16 protein-coding genes and 1 other RNA gene are annotated in these 26,632 nt (G+C 35.1%); 7 read left to right on the forward strand and 10 right to left on the reverse strand.

What is annotated here, in order from left to right; translation table 11 throughout:
* Positions 1 to 38 precede the first annotated feature (38 nt).
* Positions 39 to 2,642 (forward strand): zinc-dependent metalloprotease, encoded by a 2,604-nt coding sequence (locus JJL45_RS11225; RefSeq protein ID WP_068604743.1) that lies wholly within the window; start codon positions 39 to 41, stop codon positions 2,640 to 2,642.
* 269 nt (positions 2,643 to 2,911) lie between these two features.
* On the opposite strand, the gene JJL45_RS11230 is transcribed toward JJL45_RS11225, so the two are convergent.
* The 5 genes from JJL45_RS11230 to JJL45_RS11250 form a co-directional block, all read right to left on the reverse strand.
* Positions 2,912 to 3,460: a 1-acyl-sn-glycerol-3-phosphate acyltransferase gene (locus JJL45_RS11230; protein ID WP_068604744.1), complete on the reverse strand. Its 549-nt coding sequence runs from the start codon at positions 3,458 to 3,460 to the stop codon at positions 2,912 to 2,914.
* 3 nt (positions 3,461 to 3,463) lie between these two features.
* Positions 3,464 to 4,552: an iron-containing alcohol dehydrogenase family protein gene (locus JJL45_RS11235; protein WP_068604746.1), complete on the reverse strand. Its 1,089-nt coding sequence runs from the start codon at positions 4,550 to 4,552 to the stop codon at positions 3,464 to 3,466.
* Between the two features lie 147 nt (positions 4,553 to 4,699).
* A complete protein-coding gene (locus JJL45_RS11240; RefSeq protein ID WP_068604748.1) occupies positions 4,700 to 5,401 on the reverse strand; it encodes an HAD family hydrolase in 702 nt (233 codons plus the stop codon).
* On the reverse strand, positions 5,395 to 6,105 hold the full coding sequence (gene kdsB / locus JJL45_RS11245; protein ID WP_202664386.1) for a 3-deoxy-manno-octulosonate cytidylyltransferase: 711 nt from the start codon (positions 6,103 to 6,105) through the stop codon (positions 5,395 to 5,397). The genes JJL45_RS11240 and kdsB overlap by 7 nt, the downstream gene beginning before the upstream one ends.
* An 80-nt stretch (positions 6,106 to 6,185) precedes the next feature.
* The gene (locus JJL45_RS11250; RefSeq protein WP_068604752.1) at positions 6,186 to 7,610 is read right to left on the reverse strand and encodes an ATP-dependent RecD-like DNA helicase; all 1,425 of its coding nucleotides are present in this window, start codon (positions 7,608 to 7,610) and stop codon (positions 6,186 to 6,188) included.
* Positions 7,611 to 7,740: 130 nt separating this feature from the next.
* On the opposite strand from JJL45_RS11250, the gene JJL45_RS11255 reads away from it, so the two are divergent.
* Genes JJL45_RS11255 through JJL45_RS11265 form a run of 3 tightly spaced genes read left to right on the forward strand, consistent with a single transcriptional unit; the run spans position 7,741 to position 9,825 of the window.
* On the forward strand, positions 7,741 to 8,478 hold the full coding sequence (locus JJL45_RS11255) for a hypothetical protein (RefSeq protein ID WP_202664134.1): 738 nt from the start codon (positions 7,741 to 7,743) through the stop codon (positions 8,476 to 8,478).
* Positions 8,462 to 9,283, forward strand: a complete 822-nt coding sequence (locus tag JJL45_RS11260; RefSeq protein WP_068604754.1) for a DUF3822 family protein — start codon at positions 8,462 to 8,464, stop codon at positions 9,281 to 9,283. Before JJL45_RS11255 ends, JJL45_RS11260 begins: the two co-directional genes overlap by 17 nt.
* Positions 9,283 to 9,825: an RsmD family RNA methyltransferase gene (locus JJL45_RS11265; RefSeq protein WP_067149126.1), complete on the forward strand. Its 543-nt coding sequence runs from the start codon at positions 9,283 to 9,285 to the stop codon at positions 9,823 to 9,825. The genes JJL45_RS11260 and JJL45_RS11265 overlap by 1 nt, the downstream gene beginning before the upstream one ends.
* Positions 9,826 to 10,075: 250 nt before the next feature.
* Here the strand turns inward: JJL45_RS11265 and rnpB are convergent.
* Positions 10,076 to 10,413: RNase P RNA component class A (gene rnpB, locus JJL45_RS11270), an RNA gene on the reverse strand.
* Between the two features lie 102 nt (positions 10,414 to 10,515).
* Between rnpB and dnaX the strand changes: the two genes are divergently transcribed.
* Together dnaX and JJL45_RS11280 are read left to right on the forward strand one after the other, a co-directional pair.
* The gene (gene dnaX / locus JJL45_RS11275) at positions 10,516 to 12,243 is read left to right on the forward strand and encodes a DNA polymerase III subunit gamma/tau (RefSeq protein ID WP_068604756.1); all 1,728 of its coding nucleotides are present in this window, start codon (positions 10,516 to 10,518) and stop codon (positions 12,241 to 12,243) included.
* 20 nt (positions 12,244 to 12,263) lie between these two features.
* Positions 12,264 to 12,845, forward strand: a complete 582-nt coding sequence (locus JJL45_RS11280) for a tRNA-(ms[2]io[6]A)-hydroxylase (protein ID WP_068604758.1) — start codon at positions 12,264 to 12,266, stop codon at positions 12,843 to 12,845.
* Here JJL45_RS11280 and JJL45_RS11285 read toward each other — a convergent pair.
* The 4 genes from JJL45_RS11285 to JJL45_RS11300 form a co-directional block, all read right to left on the reverse strand.
* A complete protein-coding gene (locus JJL45_RS11285) occupies positions 12,842 to 13,369 on the reverse strand; it encodes a porin family protein (RefSeq protein WP_068604760.1) in 528 nt (175 codons plus the stop codon). The genes JJL45_RS11280 and JJL45_RS11285 overlap by 4 nt on opposite strands.
* A 321-nt stretch (positions 13,370 to 13,690) precedes the next feature.
* Positions 13,691 to 14,596 carry a Ppx/GppA phosphatase family protein gene (locus tag JJL45_RS11290; protein WP_067149114.1) on the reverse strand — a complete coding sequence of 302 codons (906 nt, stop codon included), beginning with the start codon at positions 14,594 to 14,596 and terminating at the stop codon, positions 13,691 to 13,693.
* Between the two features lies 1 nt (position 14,597).
* Positions 14,598 to 16,664 (reverse strand): polyphosphate kinase 1, encoded by a 2,067-nt coding sequence (gene ppk1, locus JJL45_RS11295; RefSeq protein ID WP_068604761.1) that lies wholly within the window; start codon positions 16,662 to 16,664, stop codon positions 14,598 to 14,600.
* Between the two features lie 138 nt (positions 16,665 to 16,802).
* Complete coding sequence (locus JJL45_RS11300) at positions 16,803 to 17,288, reverse strand: SixA phosphatase family protein (RefSeq protein ID WP_068604763.1); 486 nt, start codon at positions 17,286 to 17,288, stop codon at positions 16,803 to 16,805.
* Between the two features lie 453 nt (positions 17,289 to 17,741).
* Between JJL45_RS11300 and JJL45_RS11305 the strand changes: the two genes are divergently transcribed.
* Positions 17,742 to 26,624, forward strand: a complete 8,883-nt coding sequence (locus JJL45_RS11305; RefSeq protein WP_202664135.1) for a gliding motility-associated C-terminal domain-containing protein — start codon at positions 17,742 to 17,744, stop codon at positions 26,622 to 26,624.
* Positions 26,625 to 26,632 lie beyond the last annotated feature (8 nt).

A 26,632-nucleotide genomic window follows, 5' to 3' on the forward strand; every position in this document is an offset into this window, starting at 1 on the left:
TATGGCGACTAATTCAAATTTATAATCAATTAACAACCATGAGTTTACCAAAAAAAACCTTTAGACTTATCTGTCTATTGTTTCTTTCTTTGATGATTTTTTCACCTCAAAACGCTGAAGCACAGAGAAAAAACAAGAAAAAAAACAAAGACAAAACCGAAACCAAAGCACCATCCTCAGAAAAAAAATCAAAAGAAAAATCTATTGCAGATTTAACCAAATCTAGTAAAAAATCGGAAGGTTTATTTACTATATACCAAGATTCCATCACGGGTTCTATCAAAATGTTGATTTCAGATGACCAGATTGGTAAAGAATTTATTTATTTCAGTCAGGTTGCCGATGGCGTTATGGATGCTGGAAGAATAAATAGAGGGTCCTACAAAGGTTCAAAAGTATTCAAAATTGAAAAATATTTTAATAAAATTGAGTTCGTAACTCAAAATACCTCTTTTTATTTCGATCCAGAAAGTCCGCTTTCAAAATCTGAACATGCAAATATAAGTAACGGTACTATGGCAAGCATTAAAGTAGAAAGCTACGATAAAGATAAAGGCTTGTATTTAATTGATGCCAACGAACTATTTTTAGACGAAACTTTAGCTCAAATTAAACCGGCAGCACGTCCTGGCCAATCCCCAACATCTTTTAAACTTGGTAAATTAAGTAAGGATAAGAGTAAAATTAATGCTATTAAGAATTATCCTGAAAATACCGATGTTGCTATTGAATACGTTTACTCCTCACCTTCCGTATTAAACAATGGTTCTGATGCTGTTGCCGATGGTAGAAATGTGAGCATAAAAATATACCATAGTTTTATTGCTATGCCTGAAAATAAATATCAACCTCGCTTTGACGACCCAAGAGTTGGTTATTTTTTAACTGAAGTGAACGATCAAACTGCGACAAATTCTACCCCATATAGAGACTTAATACACAGATGGGATTTACAAAAGAAAAATCCTGAATTAGCATTATCTGAACCTGTTGAACCAATCACTTGGTGGATTGAGAATTCTACGCCATTAGAGTGGCGTGAAACCATTAAAGAAGGTGTTTTACAGTGGAATGTTGCTTTCGAAAAAGCAGGATTTAAAAATGCTATGGTGGTTAAAGTACAACCTGATGATGCCGAATGGGACGCTGGAGATATTCGATATAATGTTTTACGTTGGACGTCTTCTCCTAAACCACCCTTTGGAGGGTATGGACCAAGTTTTGTTAACCCAAGAACAGGACAAATTTTAGGTGCCGATATCATGCTGGAATTTGTACATTTCACAAATCGTGTTTTCTATGATAAAGTTTATAACCTTGCTACTCCTGAAAAAGCTTATAATGCCGATGATCATGAGTTTGAAGATGAAAGTATGCGTTCTTGTGCTTTTGCCGACACTATGCATAATGAATTTATGATTGCTAATGCTGTGGCTGAAGCAAATGGTGCATCAGATTTAGAGCTTGAAGGCATCAAAAAAGAGGCTATGCTAGCGCTTATCATGCATGAGGTTGGTCATACCTTAGGTTTAAATCATAACATGAAGGCTAGTCAGTTATTTTCTCCAGAACAACTTGCAGATGCTGAATTTATAAAAGGAAAATGCTTAACGGGGTCAGTTATGGATTATGCGGCTTTAAACATAACTAGAGACCGTAGTAAACAAGGACAGTATAGTGATGTTGCCGTAGGACCATACGATGTGTGGGCTGTACAATTTGGTTACACACCTTTTAAAACCGCTAAAGAGCGTCACGATTTATTAAATGAATCCACTAAACCAGAACTTACTTTTGGAAATGACGCCGATGATATGCGTGCACCAGGAAAGGCCATCGATCCACGAGTTATGATTGGAGATCTTTCAAACGATGCTATTAGATATTCTATCGATCGTATTGAATTGTCTAATGATTTGATGAAAACAGTAAAACATAATTTCGCAAAGACTGATGAATCTTACCAAGAACTTCGTCGTGTATATTACCTATTAAGCGGACAGAAATCAACTGCTGCAGGTGTTATTTCTAGATATATTGGTGGGGTTTATGTAGATCGTGCTATGGCCGGACAAGAAGGCGGTACACAGCCTTATACCCCTGTTTCTTATGAAGATCAAAAAAGAGCTATGAAAGCATTAAGCGATTATGTTTTTGCTCCAGATGCTTTTACTGCACCAAACGATTTGTATAATTATTTAGCTATGCAACGACGTGGTTTCAATTTTAGAGAACCAGAAGACCCTAAAATTCACGAGCAAATATTAACTTATCAAAAGAATGTATTAACGCACCTTTTACATCCGCATACGTTACAGCGAATTTCAGACTCCGAACTTTATGGTAATACATATAAATTGTCTGCTGTTATGAGTGATTTAAATAATGCTATTTTTAAATCGGATATTAGCGGTAATGTAAATTCATTCAGACAAAATTTACAATTGGAATACACCCAAATGTTAATAGATATGTTAACAGGTAAACAAAGCGGTAGATATACTAACAATGCGAAATCTATGGCTCTATACAACTTAAAAAATATTAGAAATTGGTCTACACCTTCAGGTGATATTGCTTCAAAAGCACATAAACAACACCTAAAAACTTTAATAGACAATGCAACTAAAGAAGTGAAATAGTCGATAAAATATATAAATGAAAAAGCCACACATGTCATGTGGCTTTTTTGTATTTATTACTTAAAGTTATAATATTTGACGTGCTGTGCTTGACATAGAACCTCGTCACATTAAAACTTTAGTGTTATAAGAATCTGAAATAAATTCTGATTAACTTAAAGTAATATTAGACGTTTTAAAATATTGTAATTTAGTTATTTACAATATATTCATTAAAATTTTAGTTTAGTGTGTTATTTTGCTTTAAATTAAGTTTAAAAGAAATTTAATTAAGAATACTGCGAAACTTTCCCCTTCACTCCTTTAAAGAAACTATAAATATATTTGAAATCAGCTTCCATATCATGTGTGGGATAAAAAGGCTCGGAAACTAAGTTTTGTTTGTTTTCGTAATCCAAGGTAAACATGATAATAGGTACATTGGCCTTTTTAGCGATATAGTAAAATCCTGTGCGGTATTTTTCAACTTTTTTACGTGTCCCTTCTGGAGCTAAAGCAATTCTAAACTCATCAGTTTCATCAAAAAGTTTAGCAATAGCATCGACCTTGTTTTCATTTTCATGACGGTTAATAGGGCGTCCACCAAGCCATCTTAAAAACCAACCTAAAGGAAAAACAAACAATTCCTTTTTCCCTATAAAATGACTTTTAAGCAGTACTGAAGCTCGCATTAAAACACCAATGTAAAAGTCATGCCAACTAGTATGAGGTGCTGCTATAATAATGGCTTTCTTTACTGTATTTTTAGAGAAGTCTGTATTACCAACAATACGCCAGCCCAACCATTTAAAATAAATTAATTTAGCTAGCCGCTGCATAGTTTACATTTTTTGATAAAGTGCTTTTAACTTATCTCGGGTAATAATTTTTTTCCAGTTTTTACCAACGGCATTTTCCCAAAGCGGTTCAAGTCCTAATGCCACGTTAATCATGATTTCAAATTCTTCATCGGTTAATTGAGCACATATGCTTTGAGGGAGCTCAATACCATGCAATGCTTTCATCTCTTTAAATAGAGCAACACCTTCTGGATAAAATTCTTCCAAATGATCAAAAACAATACAATTCCCAATACCGTGCTTAGTCCCTAATAAATAAGACAAACCATAGCTCATGGCGTGTGCTACTCCAACTTGGGAATACGCGATGCTCATCCCTCCGTGCCATGAAGCCATCATAAGATTTTCTTGAGCTTCAATGTTGGAAGGACCTATATTATCATCTAAAAAGATTTCTTTACATAAATCTAAAGCCTTTTCACCATAACTTTTACTAAAAGCATTTAAATAAGAACCATTTAAGGATTCAATACAGTGAATATAACAGTCCATACCCGTATAAAACCATTGGTCCTTCGGTACATCTTTAGTAAGTTCGGAGTCTAACACCACTTGATCAAATGGTGTGAAATCTGAATTTATGCCCAGTTTTTTTTCTGGCCCTGTTAAAACGGTTGTTCTAGATACCTCTGCCCCTGTTCCAGAAATGGTTGGAATTCCAACATGATAGATAGCTGGATTTTTCACTAAATCCCAGCCTTGGTAATCTTTAGATTCACCTTCGTTGGTTATCATAATGGAAACAGCCTTTGCTAAATCCAATACAGAGCCTCCTCCAATACCAATAATTCCTGAAGGACGCGCTTTTGTTTTTAAAATGATGTCTTCAACAAGTTCATCCACTTGAGTTGTTTTTGGTTCTTCTTTAGTCGATACAAAAATTATTTTATCGTCGTAAGACAAAGAAATTCTTGATGTTAACCAAGTAGTGTTCTTAAAAACATCATCAACTAAATAGATAAATGGAGCGTTTATACTTTGGCGCTTTGGCGCTAAAATGTCGTTTAATTGATTAAAACTACCTCTACCAAAAATAACTCTTGGTACCATTGGAAAGTTCTTATAACTCATTTAATAGGTTTCTTTTTAGAATTGACAAAAATACTATAATTTTAAATTCTAAGGGTTCATATTTAGTTTAAAAAAAGACTTCATTTATGTGAAAACACGTATTCAAAATCAAGATTGTTAATTGTGTTTTGTATTAATTAAAACTCCTTATTTTAAAAGTTTTAAAACATCCCTAATATTTTCTATGGTATGATATGACTTACCGTTTTTTTCTTTTTCTTCTACTTCTTCGTGAGCCCAAGTAGTATGAAATGGTACATGAATCGCTTGGGCTCCAATATTTACTAAGGGTAAAACATCTGATTTTAAAGAATTTCCAATCATTAAAAATTCTGAAGGATCTACTTTTAGATGCTTTAATAATTTTGAATAATTGTTTTCTTTTTTATCACTTAACACCTCAATATGATGGAAATATGGGCTTAATTTCGACCTTTCTAATTTTCGTTCTTGATCAAGTAAATCACCTTTGGTTGCCAAAATAAGGCGGTATTTTGTTGATAAAACCTCCAAGACCTCCTCAACACCATCTAATACTTCAACCGGTTGATTTAGCATGGTTTTACCAATGTTTAGAATGGCTTCTATCGTTTTTGGAGAGACATTTTTATTAGATAAGTCTAAAGCGCATTCCACCATAGAAAGCGTGAATGCTTTTACCCCATAACCATACAGACCAAGGTTACCGATTTCCATTTTAAATAGCTCTTGGTCTATTTTATTAGGTGTCTCGTATTTGCTTAAAAGTTTAGAGAATTCTGCTTCCGCATCTCGGAAATACGTTTCGTTAACCCATAAGGTGTCGTCGGCATCAAAACCAATAACTTTTATGTTTTCGTAGTCTACCATATTTTTTTGGCACGTTCTAGATCTTCCGGAGTGTCAATTTCAACACCTTCAACATCTGTTTCTACCATTTTGATACGTTTACCATATTCCAAGTAGCGAATACATTCGATTTTTTCTGAAGCTTCTAAAGGTAGCATGGGAAGTCTATAAAAATCTAGAATAGCTTCTTTTCTAAAGGCGTAAACGCCTTTATGTTTAAAGTATTTCGCACCCGCTTCCTTATCACGTAAATAAGGAATAGGACTTCTGGAGAAGTACAAAGCAAAATTGAATTTATCGACAATAACTTTTACGGTATTCGGATTTTGAATTTCCTCTTCATTGGTGATATGAACCATTAAAGAAGCTAAATCGATATTTTTATCAGCGTCCGTTTTAAAAACTTCAATAAGTTTACTTAAGGATTCTTTATCGGTAAAAGGTTCATCACCTTGCACATTAATAACAATATCAACATCCATAAACTCAACAGCTTCAGCAATTCTATCGCTTCCACAATCGTGTTCTTTTTTGCTCATCATGGCTTTTCCGCCATTATTTACAATTTCTTGATAAATAATATCGCTATCGGTAACCACAAACACATCGTCAAACAAGCCAGTTGCTACTGTGGCCTCGTAAGTACGAAGGATAACCGTTTTACCACCAAGATCTTGCATAAGTTTTCCCGGAAAACGCGAAGCCGCATAACGGGCAGGAATCATTGAAATTATTTTCACAAGTTTAATTTTTAAAATATGTTAATAGCAATCTAAATTCAAATCAAAAGTACTTAATTTTAAAGCTATTCTTCAAAAAAATCATCTTTAAAACCTATGAGGTATAATTTTTCTTTAGCTCTGGTTACTGCTGTATAAAGCCATCTCAAATAATCTTTATCGATGCCATTTGGTAAATAAGGCTGCTCTACAAAAACAGTATCCCATTGCCCACCCTGAGATTTATGGCAGGTTATCGCATAGGAAAACTTTACCTGTAAAGCATTAAAATGCTTAGAGGCTTTTACTTTTAAAAACTTTTTATAGTTACTCCCCTCATTTTCAAAATCTTTAAGTACCTCTTGGTATAAACGGTTTGAATCTTCGTAGGTAAGCGACGGACTTTCAGCATCAATAGTATCAAGAAGTAAAACGGTTTCAATGGGAGTCATTTTAGGGTAATCGACCATTCGTACTTTAACTTCAGCAAAACGAAATCCGTAAAGTTCTTCAATTTTAAAAATTTCTAAAACTTCAATAATATCGCCATTCGCAATAAACCCAGCTTCTGTAGTGGGTTTAATCCAGAAATAATTGTTTTTAACAACCATTAAAAAATCTCCTGCAGACAATTCATTTTCGTTAAATAAAATTCGACTTCTAATTTGTTGGTTGTATAAATTAGCACGTTTATTACTTCTTACAATAATAGCTGTTTCTTCATTACCTAACTCGCTATAAGCGTCGTTAATGGCTTCCATAATTTCATAACCATCAATCAACCTTATAATATCTTTGAAAGGCGCAATATTAAATTTAAAACTATCAAAAAAGCTACTCGCTAAGGTTTCTCGTAAAACCGTAGCATTAACTAGGATACCAGAGTCTTGTTCCTGACGTACAACTTCATCCAGTTCCATTCTAGTGACTTCCTTATTGTAATTTAAAGCCAAGTTCTTTTCATCTAACGCCGGGCTAACATCAACTTTTACCGGAGGTAACTGTGCGGTATCACCTATTAAAAGTAATTTACACTGATGTCCAGAATACACATATTGGATCAAGTCGTCTAATAAAGAGCCGTTTTCCATAAATTTAGATTCTCCAGGTGTGTCTGGAATCATCGATGCCTCATCTACTATAAAAATGGTGTTTTTGTGCTTATTAGGCTGAAGAACGAACTTAACCCCTCCTCCCTTTTCTTTTTTAGGAAAATATATTTTTTTATGAATGGTAAAGGCTTCTTTACCTGAGTAATTTGAGATGACTTTTGCAGCTCGACCCGTTGGTGCTAGTAAGACGGCGCTCTTTTTTACTTTCCATAAATTGGATACAATGGCACCTACAATTGTTGTTTTTCCGGTTCCGGCATACCCTTTAAGCAAATAAAGCACATCTGTAGATTTATTTAAAATAAATTCAGAAAGTTGCTGTAGAACAATATTTTGTTTTAGCGTTGGATCGAACGGAAACTGCTGTTTTATAAGCAAATAAAATTGAGAAGCATTCATTAAGGAAAGGGGCGCGTTTTTTTTTATTCAAAGATAGAAATGATTTTTACTCTCTTTGTTTTTACGGTTAAAAAAAAATTGTAGATTTGCTAAATACCTTTAAAATAAATTTTTAATTAAATAGCATACTATGTTAACATTTATTCTTATTACAGTTGCTGTGATACTACTTACAATTGGCTTGGTTAAGTTAATTGACAAAATTATTCCATCTAAACTTAAACCTGTCTTAACTATCGCCCTTTGGATTTTAATTGGCTACCTAGGGTATTTAACATATATGTCTATTTACGAGCCAATTCAATTTAATAAAGTAAAAAACAAGCGTTACGTTCAAGTTATTGAGAGTTTAAAAGATATTAGAGATGCTGAATTAGCACACAGACAAGTAACTGGGAAATTTGAGGGAGATTTTAATAAACTAATTAAGTTTATTGATACTGCTAAATATACCATTACGCAACGTAGAGATTCAACCATTTTAGATGAAGAAAAAACAAAATTATATGGTGTTGATTCTTATAAAGAAATTGTAGTTATTGATACTTTAGGATTTGTATCTGTAAAAGATTCTTTATTTAAATCATCTAACAGATATAAAACAATGATGGATGTTCCTGTTGGAAAGCCTGGGACAAAATTCAATTTACAAGCTGGTTTTATCGAGCAAAACAAAATTAACATTCCTGTTTTTGAAGCTTCAGTTAAAAAACGTGACTTATTATTTGATCAAAGCAATGATCTTATCATTCAAGAGAATCAAGTAATTTCTGTTGATGGAGTTAACGGTGATGCGCTTAAAGTAGGTTCTATGAACGAAGTTAAAACGACTGGAAACTGGCCTAAAACATATGGCGATAACGAATAATAATTCTAACGAATTAACAAATATAGAATTGTCCATTCAAATTAGTTTGAGTGGACTTTCTTTTTGTATACTGAATCGTAAGCTAAATACGATCATTCATTTGAATGACATTCAGTTTGAAAAGAAACTCAACCCCTTAGAATTATTAGACCGATTAAAAGGTCTATTTGATTCTGAAAAAATGTTGTCTTACAACTTCTCTAATGTTTTCGTTGTATATGATAACGACTTATCTTCTTTAGTTCCTGAAACTTTATTTAGTGAAGATTGCCTGGCCGACTATTTAAAATTCAACTCTAAAATTCTTAAATCTGATTACATCACCTATGATCGTATTTCAGAAAACAACAGTGTAAATGTCTATGTCCCCTATATAAATATTAATAATTTTATATATGATAAATTTGGGGCCTTTACTTTTAAACACATTTCCACAGTACTTATTGAAAAGATCCTGCAACTTGAAAAAATTAAGATGAACACACGTATGTATGTTCATGTTAACAAAAATCATTTTGAAATTATAGTGGTGGAGAACTCTAAATTAAAGCTCTTTAATACCTTTGGATACAGTTCTAAGGAAGATTTTATTTACTTTATACTATTTACTGCAGAACAATTAAATTTAAGTCCCGAAACACTAAAGCTTGTCTTCTTAGGGCAAATTGAAAAAGAGGATTCCTTATATCAAATAGCCTATAAATACATTAGAAACATTAGCTTTGGTAGTCGTAATGACCGATTTAAATTTGAAAGCGCTCCCAAAACACCTTATGCTCACTTCACCTTAATAAACAATTTTTAATGCGAATTATTTCAGGATTATATAAAAGTAGAAAAATCATTGCTCCTAAAAACTTGCCTGTACGCCCTACAACAGACATGGCTAAGGAGTCCTTGTTCAATATCATTAATAACCTTTATTATTTTGATGATATTTCTGTTTTAGACCTTTTTGCAGGAACCGGAAACATAAGCTATGAATTTGCTTCACGAGGCACTGAGCAAATTACTTGTGTGGATCAAGATTTTGGCTGTATTAAATTCATTAATTCAACGGCAGAAACGTTTGATATGCCCATTCAAACAATTAAAAGTGATGTTTTTAAATTCCTAGAATCTTCTAAAATTCAAGCCGATATTATATTTGCCGACCCACCTTACGATTTTACTGTAGAGCAATTTTCTAAGATTCCAGATTTAGTATTTTCAAACGAATTATTACTCGATGGCGGTTTACTTATTGTAGAACATTCTAAACATACAGACCTATCTGGTGTAAGTAATTTCTCGTATTCTAAAAGCTATGGTGGTAATATGTTTAGTTTTTTCGAAATTGCCGAATAAAATTTTATTATAATTCACTTTTTTTCAGTACTTTAGGAGTATCCCTAAGCGCGTAGCAATACAAATAGCCTTAAAAACAATCTGCATAAAACACTTAAAAATGTAGAATTGTAAGTATTGTTTTTATAGTTAAAGCTAAACTGAAAAACCATTAAGCATATTAATGTGACTTTTTAAAGATTATAATTATTAGTTAGTCACTAGTTTTTAAATGATAAACCCTTCTTTAAAACAAAGAAGGGTTTATTTATTTGAAAGTAAATCTATAAGCCGAATCCTGTATGATTTTAATCTAAAATAAAACTAAAATCACCCTTATCATTTATCTGAATGTATAGTTACCCATACACTTTAGCTGCCTACCCTCTAGCATCAGACGTGCAGCCTTCAAGCGCTAGTTTACATGACATTGCACCACATAGAGTTTACCCGGTTTCACTACAGCATTACCTGTACATACTTTCTGTTGCACTTTTCCTAATCTCACGACTGGTGGCCATTAACCACTATGTTGCACTATGGTGTTCGGACTTTCCTCCCTTCATACTAAAACAAATTTAGCAAAAGAGCGATAAGGCGATTTACTTAGCGGCAAAAGTACGTAAATTGTTAATAACTCCTATTAAATTTAAGCTTCTGAATTCAGATTTAAGCGTTGAATTTTTAACTTTGTTGCTCTAATATTTTTCAATGGAACATTTTGTTGTATCGGCTCGAAAATATAGACCACAAACCTTCAAGGACGTTGTTGGTCAGCAAGCCATTACCAATACTTTACTAAATGCCATTGAAAACAATCATTTAGCCCAAGCCCTTTTATTTACAGGCCCTCGAGGTGTTGGTAAAACAACTTGCGCTCGTATTTTGGCTAAAATGATTAATAGTGATGGTGAAGTAACTGGCGACGAAGATTTTGCTTTTAATGTATTTGAATTAGATGCCGCATCGAACAACTCTGTTGATGATATTAGAAGTCTAACAGATCAGGTTCGTATTCCACCTCAAGTAGGAAAGTATAAAGTTTATATTATTGATGAGGTACACATGTTATCTCAAGCGGCTTTTAATGCCTTTCTTAAAACTTTAGAAGAACCACCAAAGCATTGTATTTTCATTCTCGCAACTACTGAAAAACATAAAATCATTCCAACTATTTTATCGCGTTGTCAGATTTTTGATTTCAAACGAATTACCGTTAAAGATGCTAAAGAATATCTAAAATATATTGCTGAAGAACAAGGTATAACTGCTGAAGATGATGCCTTACATATTATCGCTCAAAAAGCAGATGGCGCCATGCGTGATGCGCTTTCTATCTTTGACAGGGTTGTTAGTTTCTCTGGAAAAAATTTAACCAGACAAGCCGTTACCGAAAACTTAAATGTTTTAGATTACGAAACGTATTTTTTAAGCACCGATTTAATCCTGGAAAATAAAATTCCGGATTTACTCATTCAGTTTAATAATACCTTATCAAAGGGTTTTGATGGACACCATTATATTGCTGGGTTAGCTTCTCACTTTAGAGATTTACTGGTGAGTAAAAATCAAGAAACCATAGAACTTCTTGAAGTTGGCGATCAAACTAAAGCCAAGTATTTAGAACAGGCTAAAAAGGCCTCACAAGACTTTTTAATGCAAGGTATTAACCTCGCCAATGAATGTGACCTGAAGTATAAAACTAGTAAAAACCAGCGACTCCTCGTTGAATTATGCCTCATGCAGCTTGCCTCTATCACTTTTGATGGAGAAAAAAAAAATGGTAAACATTACATAATTCCTGCTTCATATTTTAAAAGTAAAGGCATTACTCCTATAGCAGTTCAAGTTCCTGAAAAGCAAGAACAAACATCGGAAAATAATGAAAAACCAGTTAGTGCACCTTCTGGCACTACCACTAAGGCGGCTGAACGTTTTCAAGAAAATAAGCCACCTACCATTGTTTTAAAAAAAGATACCAAACGTACATCCGGACTATCCCTTAGCAGTATACGGGCTAAAAAAGAACATCAAATCAAACTGATGGAAGTGGTGGTAGATGAGGAAAATTTACCCTCTGAACCCTTTACAGAAAGTGAGTTTTTAAAAGTTTGGAATGAATATATCAATTTATTAAGACAGGAAGGTAAGCATAACTTAGCTTCTATTTTGGCCATTGACACACCTAAACTAAAAGGTACCACAGCACATCTAGAGTTCCCTAATGCTACAAATAAGGTAGAAGTTGAACGTCAGCAATATGATTTATTACTTTATATAAGAAAGTCTTTAAGTAATTACGACATTGCTTTAGAAATTACCATAAATGAGGTTAAGGAAAAGCAATACGCTTATACCACGGTTGAAAAATTTGAAAAATTAAAGGAAAAAAACCCAAGTATTGATCTTTTGAGAAGAACTTTCGACTTAGGTCTTTAATCTTACTAAAAAATAAAATTATGCTCGGATTAAAACTACCAACAGACCCAAGATGGGTGAATATTGTAGAAAAGAACATTGAAGAAATTTTAACCGATCATGCTTTCTGCGAACAAAAAGCTACCAGTACAGCTATATCATTAATTGTTAGTTTTCCTGAATACACCGATTTGGTACAAGAAATGACTGCTTTAGTTAAAGAAGAAATCAGTCATTTTAAAATGGTACATGACAAAATCATTGAACGCGGTTGGGTATTGGGAAGAGATAGACGTGATGAATATGTGATTCATCTTTTAAAATTTTTCCCTAAAGGAGGTAGCAGAACCACGCAACTTGTGCATCGTTTATTATATGCAGCTCTAATCGAAGCTAGAAGCTGTGAACGTTTTAGATTGCTCTCGGAGGAATTAGAAGACAAAGAACTCGCAACTTTCTATAGAAATTTAATGGTAAGTGAAGCAAATCATTACACCATGTTTTTAGGGTTTGCTAGACAGTATGGTGATAAAAAAGAAGTAGATGCCAAATGGCAGAAACTTTTGGAGTATGAAGCTGAAATTATGAGAGATTTAGGAACCTCTGAAACCATTCATGGTTAAAACTTATAGCCAATACCTATTTGTAAAGTTCTATTTTTAGCGTTTAAACCAGAATCATCATCATATACATTATTTAGTCCGTTGGCATGTCGTATATCGGCAAAAAGAGCTTGATTTATACGGTATTCTATTCCTAAAATGGATGAAAAACCAAAATTTTTAGCCATATCATCGACTTTATGCACTTTTAAACCAACTTGCGGCCCTAGGTTTAAAAAGATTTTCTTAGTCAATTTAACACATACTAAAACAGGCATTTGAATGTAATCAAATTGTAAATCGTCTGCTTTAGAGCCTTCATAAGAAAATTGAAGTTCAGGGATAATGGAAACAGTTTTAGATAAACTTACATCGGCTAAAAAACCAATATAAAAACCATTTCGGTGTTTGTTTTCTTCAGGAATTTCAGATGAAAAGTCTAAGCTTGAAATATTCATACCAGCACGAACACCGTATTTTACGTTTTGTGATATCCCCCTTAAGGACAAAAACATGACCACGACAAAAAAGTAGAACTGTTTCATAAATAGGTATTTTGGGATTGATTATTTTTTAATTATTCAACTAATAATGCTCCGAACATTTTTTCCATTTAGGAAATATAACTTCAGGAAACAGTCTTAAAATATTTTTATGGGCAGTAGGTCCCAATTATTTTATAACTTTAAGATTTTCAATAAGCTTCTATAAGGGTTGAAAAAAGGAACTCGTGTCATTAACATTTACGAAATATCTTTGTTCTACGCATTAATGAAGTTCTTAATTTCAGAATCGAAAAACTTATAAAGACGAATATATATTATAATTATATTGCTTTACAACAATACAAGTTGAAGTGCAAAATTTTACTGTGTATTGCTAGAAACCGTATCGTAGTAAATACTTTTTATCACACCATCTGCCAATCCTATTTTAGGCACATAAATGTTTTTAGCACCACTCCATTTCATGGCCGATAAATAAATACGCATGGCAGGAATGATAACATCGGCACGGTCTTGATTTAAATCTAGTTCTGTGATACGCTCTTCGTAAGAGTAATTTTGAAGCGTATTATAATAGGAACTCATATAGAAATAGCTAAGGGGTTTTCCCATCGCTTTTCCTGAGATCTTGAAGATTTTATTAATATTTCCTCCAGAACCGATCACGGATATTTTATCGAATTCTAATGCGTTGGAAGCAATCCACTCACGAAGTTCTTGCCAGGCTTCATTTCTAACCATGTCATTTAGCAATCTTACAGTTCCTATTTTAAACGAACGTGAGGCTATGGATTTGCCTTGATCTATAACTGTAAATTCGGTGCTACCACCACCAACATCTACATACAAATAGGTTTTATTAGGATCGATGTATTTATTTAAATCGGTTGCAGCGATGATAGCTGCTTCTTCTTCACCTTCAATAACATCAATTTTAATACCCGATTGCTCTAAAACCAAATCGACTATTTGACTTCCATTTGAAGACTCACGCATGGCTGAAGTTGCACAGGCTTTGTATTTTACGACTTTATGCGACTTCATTAATAGTTTAAAAGCAAGCATGGTATCTAAAATACGCTGCGTATTTTCTTTAGAAATTTTACCTTTCACAAAAACATCTGCACCTAAACGAATAGGAACCCTAACTAAAGAGTTTTTCTTGAATTGCACAGGACGCCCTTTTTGTTCAATAATATTTGAAATAAGTAAGCGAACTGCGTTGGAACCAATGTCTATAGCAGCATATTTTTTTAATGAAAGCATATTAATCTTCTAATTTTTTAAGGTAATAATCGTAAATAGCGTATTGCGATCTAATTTTTTTATTGTCGTTAACACGGTAATTATTTTCTTGAGAATCACTTAATACTCTTGCCTTTACATTGTCATTCCAACAAATATTAAAGGTGTCAATAATTTCTTGTTTAATTTCTTCATCATAAATAGGACAACTCACTTCTACTCTATTTTCAATATTCCTTGTCATCCAATCGGCTGAAGAAATGTATAATTTAGGGTTGCCGTTATTTCCGAAGATATAAATTCTTGAATGCTCTAAAAACTTATCTACCACACTTATCACTTCAATGTTTTCACTCATTCCAGGAACGCCAGGAATTAAACAACACAATCCGCGCACAATCATTTGCACTTTTACACCAGCTCTACTCGCTTCATAAAGTTTATCGACCATATCATAACTAGAAATACTATTCATTTTTAGTCTAATCAGGCCTTCTTTTCCTAAACTAACGTTATTAATTTCATTATCAATAAGTTTAAATACTTCCCTTTTTGTGTAATGCGGCGAAACAATTAAATGTTTATACTTATTAATTTTATAATTGGTTTCGAAAAAGCCAAAGATTTTATCGACATCTTTTAAGATTTTTTGATTGGCGGTAAAGAGTGTATAATCGGTATAAATTTTAGCTGTAGATTCATTAAAATTACCTGTACTTATAAAGCCGTATCGATGGAATTTCTTCCCTTCTTCACGCTCAATAACACACATTTTACTGTGTACTTTAAGTCCGGCAACTCCAAAAATAAGGTTAACACCAACTTCTTCCATTTGTTTCGCATAGTTGATATTCGCTTGCTCATCAAATCTTGCGCGTAATTCAATTGACACCGTAACTGTTTTTCCATTAATCGCTGCATTAATTAATGAACTTGCGATATGAGAAATCTCAGCCAATCGGTAAATGGTGATTTTTATAGTTTTAACCTTCGGGTCTAAGGCGGCTTCCCTTAAAAATTTAACAACGTATGAAAACGTTTGGTAAGGTGCATGCAGTAAATAGTCCTTTTTAGCAATGGCTTCAAAAATACTAGTTTGTAAGCTCAAACCTTTTATAGGTAGCGCTTCAATTTTATCGTATAATAAATCGGTTCTCCCTAAACTTGGGAATCCCATGTAATCTCTTCTGTTATGATAACGTCCTCCAGGAATAATACTATCGGTTTCATCGATGCCCATTTTTGACATTAAAAATTCTAAGGTATCCTTATCGATGGTTTTATCGTAAACAAACCTAACAGGTTCCCCAACTTCGCGATGCTTAACACTATCTGAAATTTTATCAATAAAACTTTTACTTAAATCACTTTCAAAATCCAACTCACCATCTCTGGTTATCTTAATCATGTGAGCCGAAATACTCTTATAATCGAAAATATTAAAAATATCACCTAAACAATGACGTAATAAATCATCAACCGCAATAATAAAGAACTTTTCTCCTTGTTTTGGTAAAACCACAAAGCGATTAACAGATTTAGGAATTTCTATTAAAGCAAATTGTTTGGTATCATCAGGCATTAGCATTTTTACAGCCAAATAAGCACCGCTATCTTTTAAATTTGGAAGCACCACCTCATCATTAAGAATAATGGTTACTAAGGCTGGACTTACTTCTTTTAGAAAATATTCTTTTATAAAATCGTGCTGAGCGTCATCAATTTGAGTTTCATTGATGATATAAATATTTTCATTTTTAAGTTTCTTAACGATATCGTATAAAATATCTAAACTTTCACTTTGTTGATCAATTACAATCTGTGTAATGATTTCGAGTAACTCTTTAGCTCGAATACCCCCAAGTTCATTTTTGGCACCTTTTCCAGCCTCCACAATACGTTTTACAGTAGCATAGCGTACCTTAAAAAACTCATCTAAATTATTAGAAAATATACCTAAAAACCTTAACCTTTCAATTAAAGGAACAGTTTCGTCTTCTGCTTCTTGTAAAACTCTGGCGTTGAATTGTAACCAACTTATCTCTCTATTTATATAACTATTATGTACTGAGGATTCTAATTTAGTCATTAAAGGTATTTTTTAATAATCATAACAAATATATCGTATTTAGCTTGAATAATGTTAACAAATACGTTTGGTTATTGACAAAAAAAATGAAGAATTAATGATAATTTAAGATTAGGTATTATTTACTGGTAATCTGAATTATTTCAAATCTCTCGGAAATAAAATCTGAATAGTTTTACCTTTTTCGATGTCTTTCCAATGCTCAATATCAAATTCAATTTTTACGAATCCTGAAGTTGGTACATTATCAATAATTTGATTACCAAAAGTGTTTACAAAATCGGTAATAGCATGATTATGACCAAAAATCATAACATTATTGATTTGGTCATCACAAGATTTTATGAAGTCAATGAGATTGTAACCTGCGAAATCATACAAATCATAATGGTAACTTATAATCGATGCATCTATTTTAAGGTTTTTAATGAAGATTTCAGCCGTGGTTTTTGCCCGATAAGCATCGCTAGAGGCGAGTTTGTCTACAGCTAGGTCTTGTTTAGCTATTTGTTTTGAAACCAAATCGGCATCATCTAAGCCTCTCGTGTTCAAAGGGCGTTCATGGTCTATAACATCAAACTCCCAAGAAGATTTAGCATGTCTAACTAAAATTAAATATTTCACAATAATTTATATTTTTTTAGTATTTCAGGGTCAATTTAATTTGAAAAAATCACACTGTTTAGAGTTAATATCCAATAAAACGACACTAAACCTCATAAAAAAACAGAAGAATTTTATAAATAATTAATCACCACACGATAATTATCAAATTCTTCCGATTAAGTTCTCTTAACAAACTCTTAATCGAATAAATAAGTGATTTAACATTTTTTTTTGAACTTCAAGAGGCATATAACTTCATTTGTTATACCTACAATGATGATCCTATGCTCTCAAATCCAACTAAAAATAAATTATATCACATTGTTTTACAATGCCTTCCCTCATTTTTAATAAACATCATAAAATTACAGCTTTACTTTAAATGGCTAATTACTATTCAAATTTATATTGAACACTAGCCTGGATTTGTAACGCTTGATAAACTTATATAAACACTTTATCAAATGCAATATGAGAAATAATTACCATTGTATTTTAAATAAACAAATAAAAAGCAGTTTACTTCTTATTGTTGTAACCCTGTTTCCTTCATTCATTTTTGCTCAATTGGGTACACAATCTACATCCATAGATCAAGATGTTACTTTTGAATGGTCAGACACACAGACTACTTACAATGATGCTGCAACCATTCAAAAAATTATAGTTGACGGTACAGAGTACAATACCTTTGTTGTACCATCGGACTATAAACTTACGCGATTAGGACCAAATGGGGATGGTCAAAATAAAATTTTAAAAAACGGTAATGAAGAAGCCATTTCTTCCGATCCAAGAGATGATTGGGATATTGCAGCATTGAACGCGTTCCAGGATAAAAACTTAAACCATTATTTCACTTCCGCAAGTAACGGTGAAGATTTGTGTGGAGATTTTACTGTTGCTGCAAGTAGCACGGCTACAGCTCAAAAGCAATCATTAATTTATTCACCAGCCATACCATCTAATGATGATGGTATTTTAGCCATTACAGAAAGAGGTGGAAATAACTGTTTATATGTAGAAGTTTACGGCTATCCTGCTGGGTCTACAGGCGGAACTGAACAGCGTTTAGGAGACACATTTGTACGAACCAATGGTAACTTTGGCGGTTGTAGTTCAATAACAGCTCCTATATCTGGCTCAGATTATTGGGCTTCTGATCGTTGTAATGATAATGGTCAAGGAATTGGTATCGCACTTTTTTATCTAAATGATTTAGCACCAACAGGGTCGCTAATTACTAGAATTGATTTTGTTGGCGCTACCGAAGACCATGGTGATGGGAAATTCTTTTTACTTCAAAAATACGCTGTTGATCAACAATTAATAGAATGTTTAGATAATACGTATAATGGTGATTTAAATGTTTTAAACAATGCTCCTGCTAATTCAACATACACCATTATACCCCCTACTACAACAGGTGGCGGTACATTTACCTCTAATACAGATGGAACGTATACATTTACTCCAGCCCCTGGATATACGGGTACTATTACCTTTGATTATGAACTATGTTTACCTTCACCCAACACCTCTGTTTGTGAAACAGGCACTGTATCATTACAGTATGTTAATCTCCCTCCCGAACCCACTCACGAAATTACTTGCAACAGTACAAATAATTTCACTTTAGAAGTAACTTCTCCTCTAGGAGATTATGCTTATTCCATAGACAACGGCAGTACTTTTCAAACCTCAACTACATTTGATAATTTAAACGAAGGCTCGTACAGTTTAATAGTAAAAAGCACTGATACCGATTGTGAAAAACAAAATAGTTCAAACCCTATTATTTTAAAAGATTTGGCACTTACAGGTATTGTAACCGATGTAGCTTGCAAACAAGATACTACAGGAGAAATTGATATAACTGTTTCTGGAGGGCAAGTTACTTACACTTATGCATGGACTGGTCCTAATGGGTTTACAGCTACCACAGGAGACCTTACAAACTTAGCTATTGGTGATTATGAAGTTAAAGTTACCGATAATAACGGTTGTGAAATTATTGATGATTTTACTGTTTCAGCTTCAGCCGACACCGTAGCCCCCACGATTACTTGTCCGAATGACATCACCATAAGTACCGATACAGGTTTATGTACGGCTTCTTCAGTGAATTTAGGAACCCCTGTGACCTCCGATAATTGTTTGGTAGTAAGTGTTACCAATGATGCTGTTGAACCATTTGCTTTAGGAAGTACCACAGTAACCTGGACTGTTGAAGACAATTCGGGAAACAAAACGACTTGTACACAATTGGTTATTGTTGAAGACAATACACCAGCCTCTGGAACAGCGCCAAACGGAACTACTGGTATTAATGCTTGTGCAGAAGAAAGTACAATTGATAGCATTGTAACGGTAGCTAGTGATATTAATGCTATTGAAGGAGCTTATACCGATATCTGTGGCACCATAAGTGCTACTTTTAAAAGTCAGACATTGACTGGAGATTCTTGTGCTTGGTCGTTAGCGCGTGTTTATACAGTTTCAGATGGCAATACTTCAAATAATTTTGATATCACTATTACGCATATAGGAAGTGATCAAACTGCGCCAACCTTAACCGGAACTGCACCTTCTGGAGTTACAAATGCCGATGCATGTCTTGCAGATGCTCAAACCGATTATCCATTTAATGCCACTACTCTAGCAGCTAGTTATTCTGATAATTGCAATAACGTCACTGTTAACCTCACTAATACTAACCAAACTGGCAATGACTGTACTTGGACTTTAGTTTACACTTACGAAGTTGTAGATGACTGCGGAAATAAACTAGAAAATCAAACCATTACACATACTGGAAGTGATCAAACTGCGCCAACATTAACAGGAACAGCTCCTACTGGTGTAACTAATGTTAATATGTGTTCGGCAGATGCTCAAACCAATTATCCTTTTGACGGCACTGCAATCGCGACAAGTTATTCAGACAACTGTAATAACGTCACTGTTAACCTCACAAATACTACACAAACAGGTGATGATTGTGCATGGACATTAGTTTACACATACGAGGTTGTAGATGACTGCGGAAATAAACTAGAAAATCAAACTATTACACACACAGGAAGCGATCAAACTGCGCCAACATTAACAGGAACAGTGCCAACGGGAGTTACTAATGCCGACGTTTGTCTTGCTGATGCTCAAACCAATTATCCTTTTGATGGCATTGCAATCGCGACAAGTTATTCAGACAACTGTAATAACGTCACTGTTAACCTTACAAACACAACCCAGACAGGCGATGATTGTTCATGGACTTTAGTATACACGTACGAAGTCGTAGATGAATGCGGAAATAAATTAGAAAATCAAACCCTCACACACACAGGAAGCGATCAAACTGCACCAACCTTAACAGGAACAGCGCCAACGGGAGTTACTAATGCCGACGTTTGTCTTGCTGATGCTCAAACCAATTATCCTTTTGATGGCATTGCAATCGCGACAAGTTATTCAGACAACTGTAATAACGTCACTGTTAACCTTACAAACACAACCCAGACAGGCGATGATTGTTCATGGACTTTAGTATACACGTACGAAGTCGTAGATGACTGCGGAAATAAATTAGAAAATCAAACCATCACACAGACAGGAAGCGATCAAACTGCTCCTACATTAACAGGAACAGCGCCAACTGGTGTAATAAATGCAGATTCGTGTCTTGCAGATGCTCAAACCAATTATCCTTTTGATGCCACAACTGTAGCATCTAGTTATTCTGATAACTGTAATAACGTCACTGTTAACCTCACCAATACTAACCAAACTGGTGATGACTGTTCTTGGACTTTAGTCTACACTTTCGAAGTTGTAGATGACTGCGGAAATAAACTTGAAAACGAAAGCATCACTAATTCGGGAAGTGATCAAACCCCACCATCTTGGACTAACGAACCTATAGATTTAACCGTAGAATGCGATGGAACAACAGATGCTAGTGGTGCTTTTACCAATTGGTTAGCGTCTTTCAATGGTACTGATACTTGCGGAACGGCAACAATAACTAACAACAGCTCTGGTTTATCCGATTTATGTGGCGCTACCGGAACAGAAACGGTCACTTTCATTTTAACAGACAATTGTGGAAATTCCATTACAAAAGAAGCCACTTTCACTATTGAAGATACCACCAATCCTACTTGGACGGACGAACCTACAGATTTAACCGTAGAATGCGATGGAACAACAGATGCCAGTGGCGTTTTTGCTAATTGGTTAACATCTTTCAGTGGAACTGATACTTGCGGAACGGCAACAATAACTAACAACAGTTCTGGTTTATCCGATTTATGTGGGGCTACCGGAACAGAAACAGTGACTTTCACTTTAACAGACGATTGTGGTAATGCCATCACAAAAGAAGCCACTTTCACTATTGAAGATACCATCAACCCAATTTGGACAGACGAACCTTCAGATTTAACCGTAGAATGCGATGGTACAACAGATGCTAGTGGAGCTTTCGCTAATTGGTTAATATCATTCAGTGGAACTGATACTTGCGGAACGGCAACAGTAACTAACAATAGTTCGGGTTTATCCGATTTATGTGGGGCTACCGGAACAGAAACAGTGACTTTCACTTTAACAGACGACTGTGGAAATTCGATTACAAAAGATGCTACTTTCACTATTGAAGATACCACAAACCCAACTTGGACTAATGAACCTTCAGATTTATCCGTAGAATGCGACGGTACAACAGATGCCAGTGGCGCCTTCGCCAATTGGTTAGCCTCTTTCAGTGGGACAGATACCTGCGGAACAGCTACCGTGACTAACAACAGCGCCGGTTTATCCGATTTATGCGGTGCTACAGGTATAGAAACGGTGACTTTCACGCTTACTGACGATTGTGGGAATGCCATCACCAAAGATGCGACTTTCACAATTGAAGATAATACGAACCCAACATGGATTAACGAACCTGTAGATTTAACGGTAGAATGTGACGGTACTACAGATGCCAGTGGCGCCTTTGCCAACTGGTTAGCCTCTTTTAATGGTACTGATAGTTGCGGAACAGCTACTGTAACTAACAACAGCGCCGGTTTATCCGATTTGTGTGGTGCTACAGGAACAGAAATGGTAACTTTCACCTTAACAGACGAATGTGGAAATTCGATTACAAAAGATGCTACTTTCACTATTGAAGATACCACAAACCCAACTTGGACAAACGAACCTACAGATTTAACAGTAGAATGCGATGGTACAACCGATGCTAGTGGTGCTTTTGCTAATTGGTTAACGTCTTTTAGTGGTACTGATACCTGTGGAACAGCAACTGTGACTAACAATAGTATTGGTTTATCTGATTTATGTGGCGCTACAGGTACAGAAACGGTGACTTTCTCTTTAACAGACGATTGTGGTAATGCCATCACCAAAGATGCTACTTTCACTATTGAAGATAATACAGCGCCAACTATAGACACCACCAATCAAATGGATATTGATATTGTTTGTGGATCAGGGAACACACAACAGCAATTAAACGATTGGTTAAATAACAACGCTGGAGCTACAGCTACAGATAATTGTAGCAATATCACATGGTCCAACAATTACGGAAGTGATACGGCAATTAAGTGTATTGGAGAAAACGGTATTGAAGTGGTATTTACTGCAACAGACGATTGTGGAAACTCTAGTACCACTACTGCTTCTTACCTTATAAAAGATGATGTACCACCTACTCTTACTGTACAAGCACAAAGTATTACGGTTCAATGTGATGGCATTGGAAATACAGCACAACTAAATGATTGGTTAAACACGAATGGTGGTGCTACAGCAACCGAGAATTGTTCTACCATAGTGTGGTCCAATGATTTTACTGGACTTTCAGATGATTGTGGAGAAACCGGTTCAGCCTTAGTAACGTTTACCGCTACCGATGCTTGTGGAAATACGTCTTCCTCTTCAGCAACCTTTACGATTGAAGACACCACATTCCCAACTTGGAATAATGAACCTTCAGATTTAACAGTAGAATGCGACGGTACAACTGATGCCAGTGGTGCCTTTGCCAATTGGTTAGCCTCTTTCAGTGGGACAGATACCTGCGGAACAGCTACAGTAACTAACAACAGCGTCGGTTTATCTGATTTATGCGGTGCTACAGGTGTAGAAACGGTGACTTTCATGCTTACAGACGATTGTGGTAATGCCATCACCAAAGAAGCAACTTTCATTATTGAAGATAATTCGAACCCAACATGGATTAACGAACCTGTAGATTTAACGGTAGAATGTGACGGTACTCCAGATGCCAGTGGCGCTTTTGCCAATTGGTTAGCCTCTTTCAGTGGGACAGATACCTGCGGAACAGCAACCGTGACTAACAACAGCGCCGGTTTATCTGATTTATGCGGTACTACAGGAACAGAAAGAGTCACTTTCACACTTACAGATGATTGTGGTAATGCCATCACCAAAGAAGCGACTTTTACTATTGAAGATAACACGAACCCAACTTGGACTAACGAACCTGTAGATTTAACAGTAGAATGCGATGGTACAGCAGATGCTAGTGGTGCTTTCGCCAATTGGTTAGCATCATTCAGTGGGACAGATACCTGCGGAACAGCAACTGCGACTAATAACAGTGCTGGATTATCCGATTTATGTGGTGCTACAGGAACAGAAACGGTGACTTTCACGCTTACTGATGACTGTGGAAATTTCATCACGAAAGAAGCCACATTCACGATTGAAGACACAACAGCACCTATAATTGATTCTCAAAATCTGGCGGATATCGAAATTATTTGCGGCCAAGGAGATACCGAAAAAGAATTAACCGATTGGTTAAATAGTAATGCAGGAGCAACCGCTACCGACAGTTGCAGTTCTATAACTTGGAGCAATAATTATGGTGGTGATAATGCTGTAAAATGTAAACTAGGAAAAGGTATTGAAGTTATTTTTACTGCAGAAGATGAATGTGGAAACACAAGCAGTATCAGTGCCTACTATCATATTAGAGACATTACGCCTCCAACTTTAGTAACTCCTGCTTCCGATTTGACCGTTGAATGTGATGGTGCAGGCAACTTAACCGCATTAAACAATTGGTTAAATGCTAATGGAAGAGCTGTTGCTACCGAAGACTGTTCAACTATAATTTGGACTAATGATTTTACAGGGCTTTCAGATGATTGTGGAGAAACTGGGTCTGCAACGGTAATATTTACGGCTACCGATGGTTGTGGTAATGCTACAACAACTTCGGCAACTTTTACTATTGAAGATACAACAGCGCCCAGTATTACAGATACTGCTTCAGACATTACTTATGAGTGTTTAAGTGATGTTCCAGTAGTCGGTAGTTTAACGGCTACCGATCAATGTAGCGGTCTCATTACAACAACGGGTGTTGATGTTGTGGATGATACAAATCCTTGTCATGTCATTATTAAAAGAACTTGGACTTTTACAGACGACTGCTCTAATACATCTAGCACCACTCAAACTATAACCGTTACCGATACCACAGCGCCTGTGCTTGATTTACCGGTTAATGTAACTGCCGAATGTAGTGATAACCTATCACCTATTATATTCGGAACAGCCACGGCAACCGATAATTGTGATCCTGCCCCTGGAGTTACTTATAATGATGTAAAAACCAACGGACCTTGTTCTGGTACTTATACTATTACACGTACTTGGACGGCAACAGACAGCTGTGGAAATACCGTTTCAGCAAATCAAATTATTTCAACTTCAGATACCACTGCTCCAACATTCGACCAATCAGTTTTACCTATAGATGTGGTTGTAGAATGTGATAACGTTCCTGCAGCCGAGGTTCTAACAGCTTCAGATAACTGTGGAAATGCTTCGGTTAGTGTCTCTGATCGCAGAATTAATGGTAGCTGTCCTTCAAACTATATCATTGAAAGAACTTACACAGCTACCGATGAATGCGGACTAACAAACACACATATCCAAACCATAACAGTTCAAGACACTAAAGGACCTGTATTTGTTGAAGCATTACCAGCAACTACATTAAGAGTTGAATGTGATGCCGTACCGATTCCTGAAACTTTAACTGCAACCGATATTTGTGGATCGGCCACCGTTACGGTTAACGATGTAAGAACCAATGGCTATTGCAAATATAACTACAGCATCACCAGAACTTGGACTGCCAAAGATGAATGCGGATTAACAACAACACATACACAAATTATCACTGTTGAAGACACTAAAGCACCACTATTTGTTGAGAGCTTACCTACAGATATTACGGTGGAGTGTGATGCTATACCTTTTCCAGAAAATTTAACGGCTACAGATAATTGCGGAAATGCAACGGTTAGTGTTAGTGATGTTAAAATTATTGATAACTGTGCCAATAACTATGTTATCGAAAGAACGTATACAGCAAAAGATGAATGTGGTTTAACCACGACCTATACCCAGATAATAACAGTTCAGGATACCACTGCTCCAACACCTTCAACCTCATTTGAAGAAAATTTAGATGTGAGTTGTACCAATATTCCTGAAATTCCGAATGTGACTTTCACAGATAATTGTTCTTCAAACATTACTATCGATTTTGAAGAAACAAATTCATTCGATGAAAATGTGCTTCAAGATTATCAAATCATTAGAACATGGATCGTAAAAGATGAATGCTTAAATGAAGCTACTTACACGCAAACTTTACATGTTACTCTTGATGAAATATATACAGAATTTGTAGCTCCAGACACTTGCTTTAATGAAGGTATTGTGGATTTAAACAGTTTCATTCCAGATGATCTTAATAAAACTGGATTATGGGAAATTCTTGAAGGTGAATCTGCTGCAACTCTTGTAGGGCACATTTTCGATCCTACTAATATTCGAATGAGTGAAGACTTCCGCCCTGGCACTGATGGTATTCTTTACCGGTTTAGATACACAACAACAGATAATGGCTGTATGAGTGTTAATGAAGTGGTTATGAATTTACATGCCGATTGTGTGGTACTACCCTGTGGTGTTGATAACATAAAAATTTCAACAGCTATAACACCTAATGGAGATGGATATAACGATACTTTCGATATCAAAGGTATTGATTTATGTGGGTATACTGCTGAGGTTCAGGTATTCAATCGTTGGGGAGCTCTCGTTTACCAATCTAACGATTATACCTTAGGGAGTATTGAAACTTCTGGGGTACAAGGCAACTGGGATGGGTCATCACCTAGCTCATCATTAGGGTCTAGCGGACGATTACCTTCCGGAACATATTATTATATCATTAATTTAAAAAATAGTGGAATTAGTCCATTGACTGGCTCTGTTTATATAGGAACCAATTAACACTTAAC

The organism is Tamlana sp. s12 (assembly GCF_016767215.1).
Classification (GTDB): Bacteria; Bacteroidota; Bacteroidia; order Flavobacteriales; family Flavobacteriaceae; genus Pseudotamlana; species Pseudotamlana agarivorans.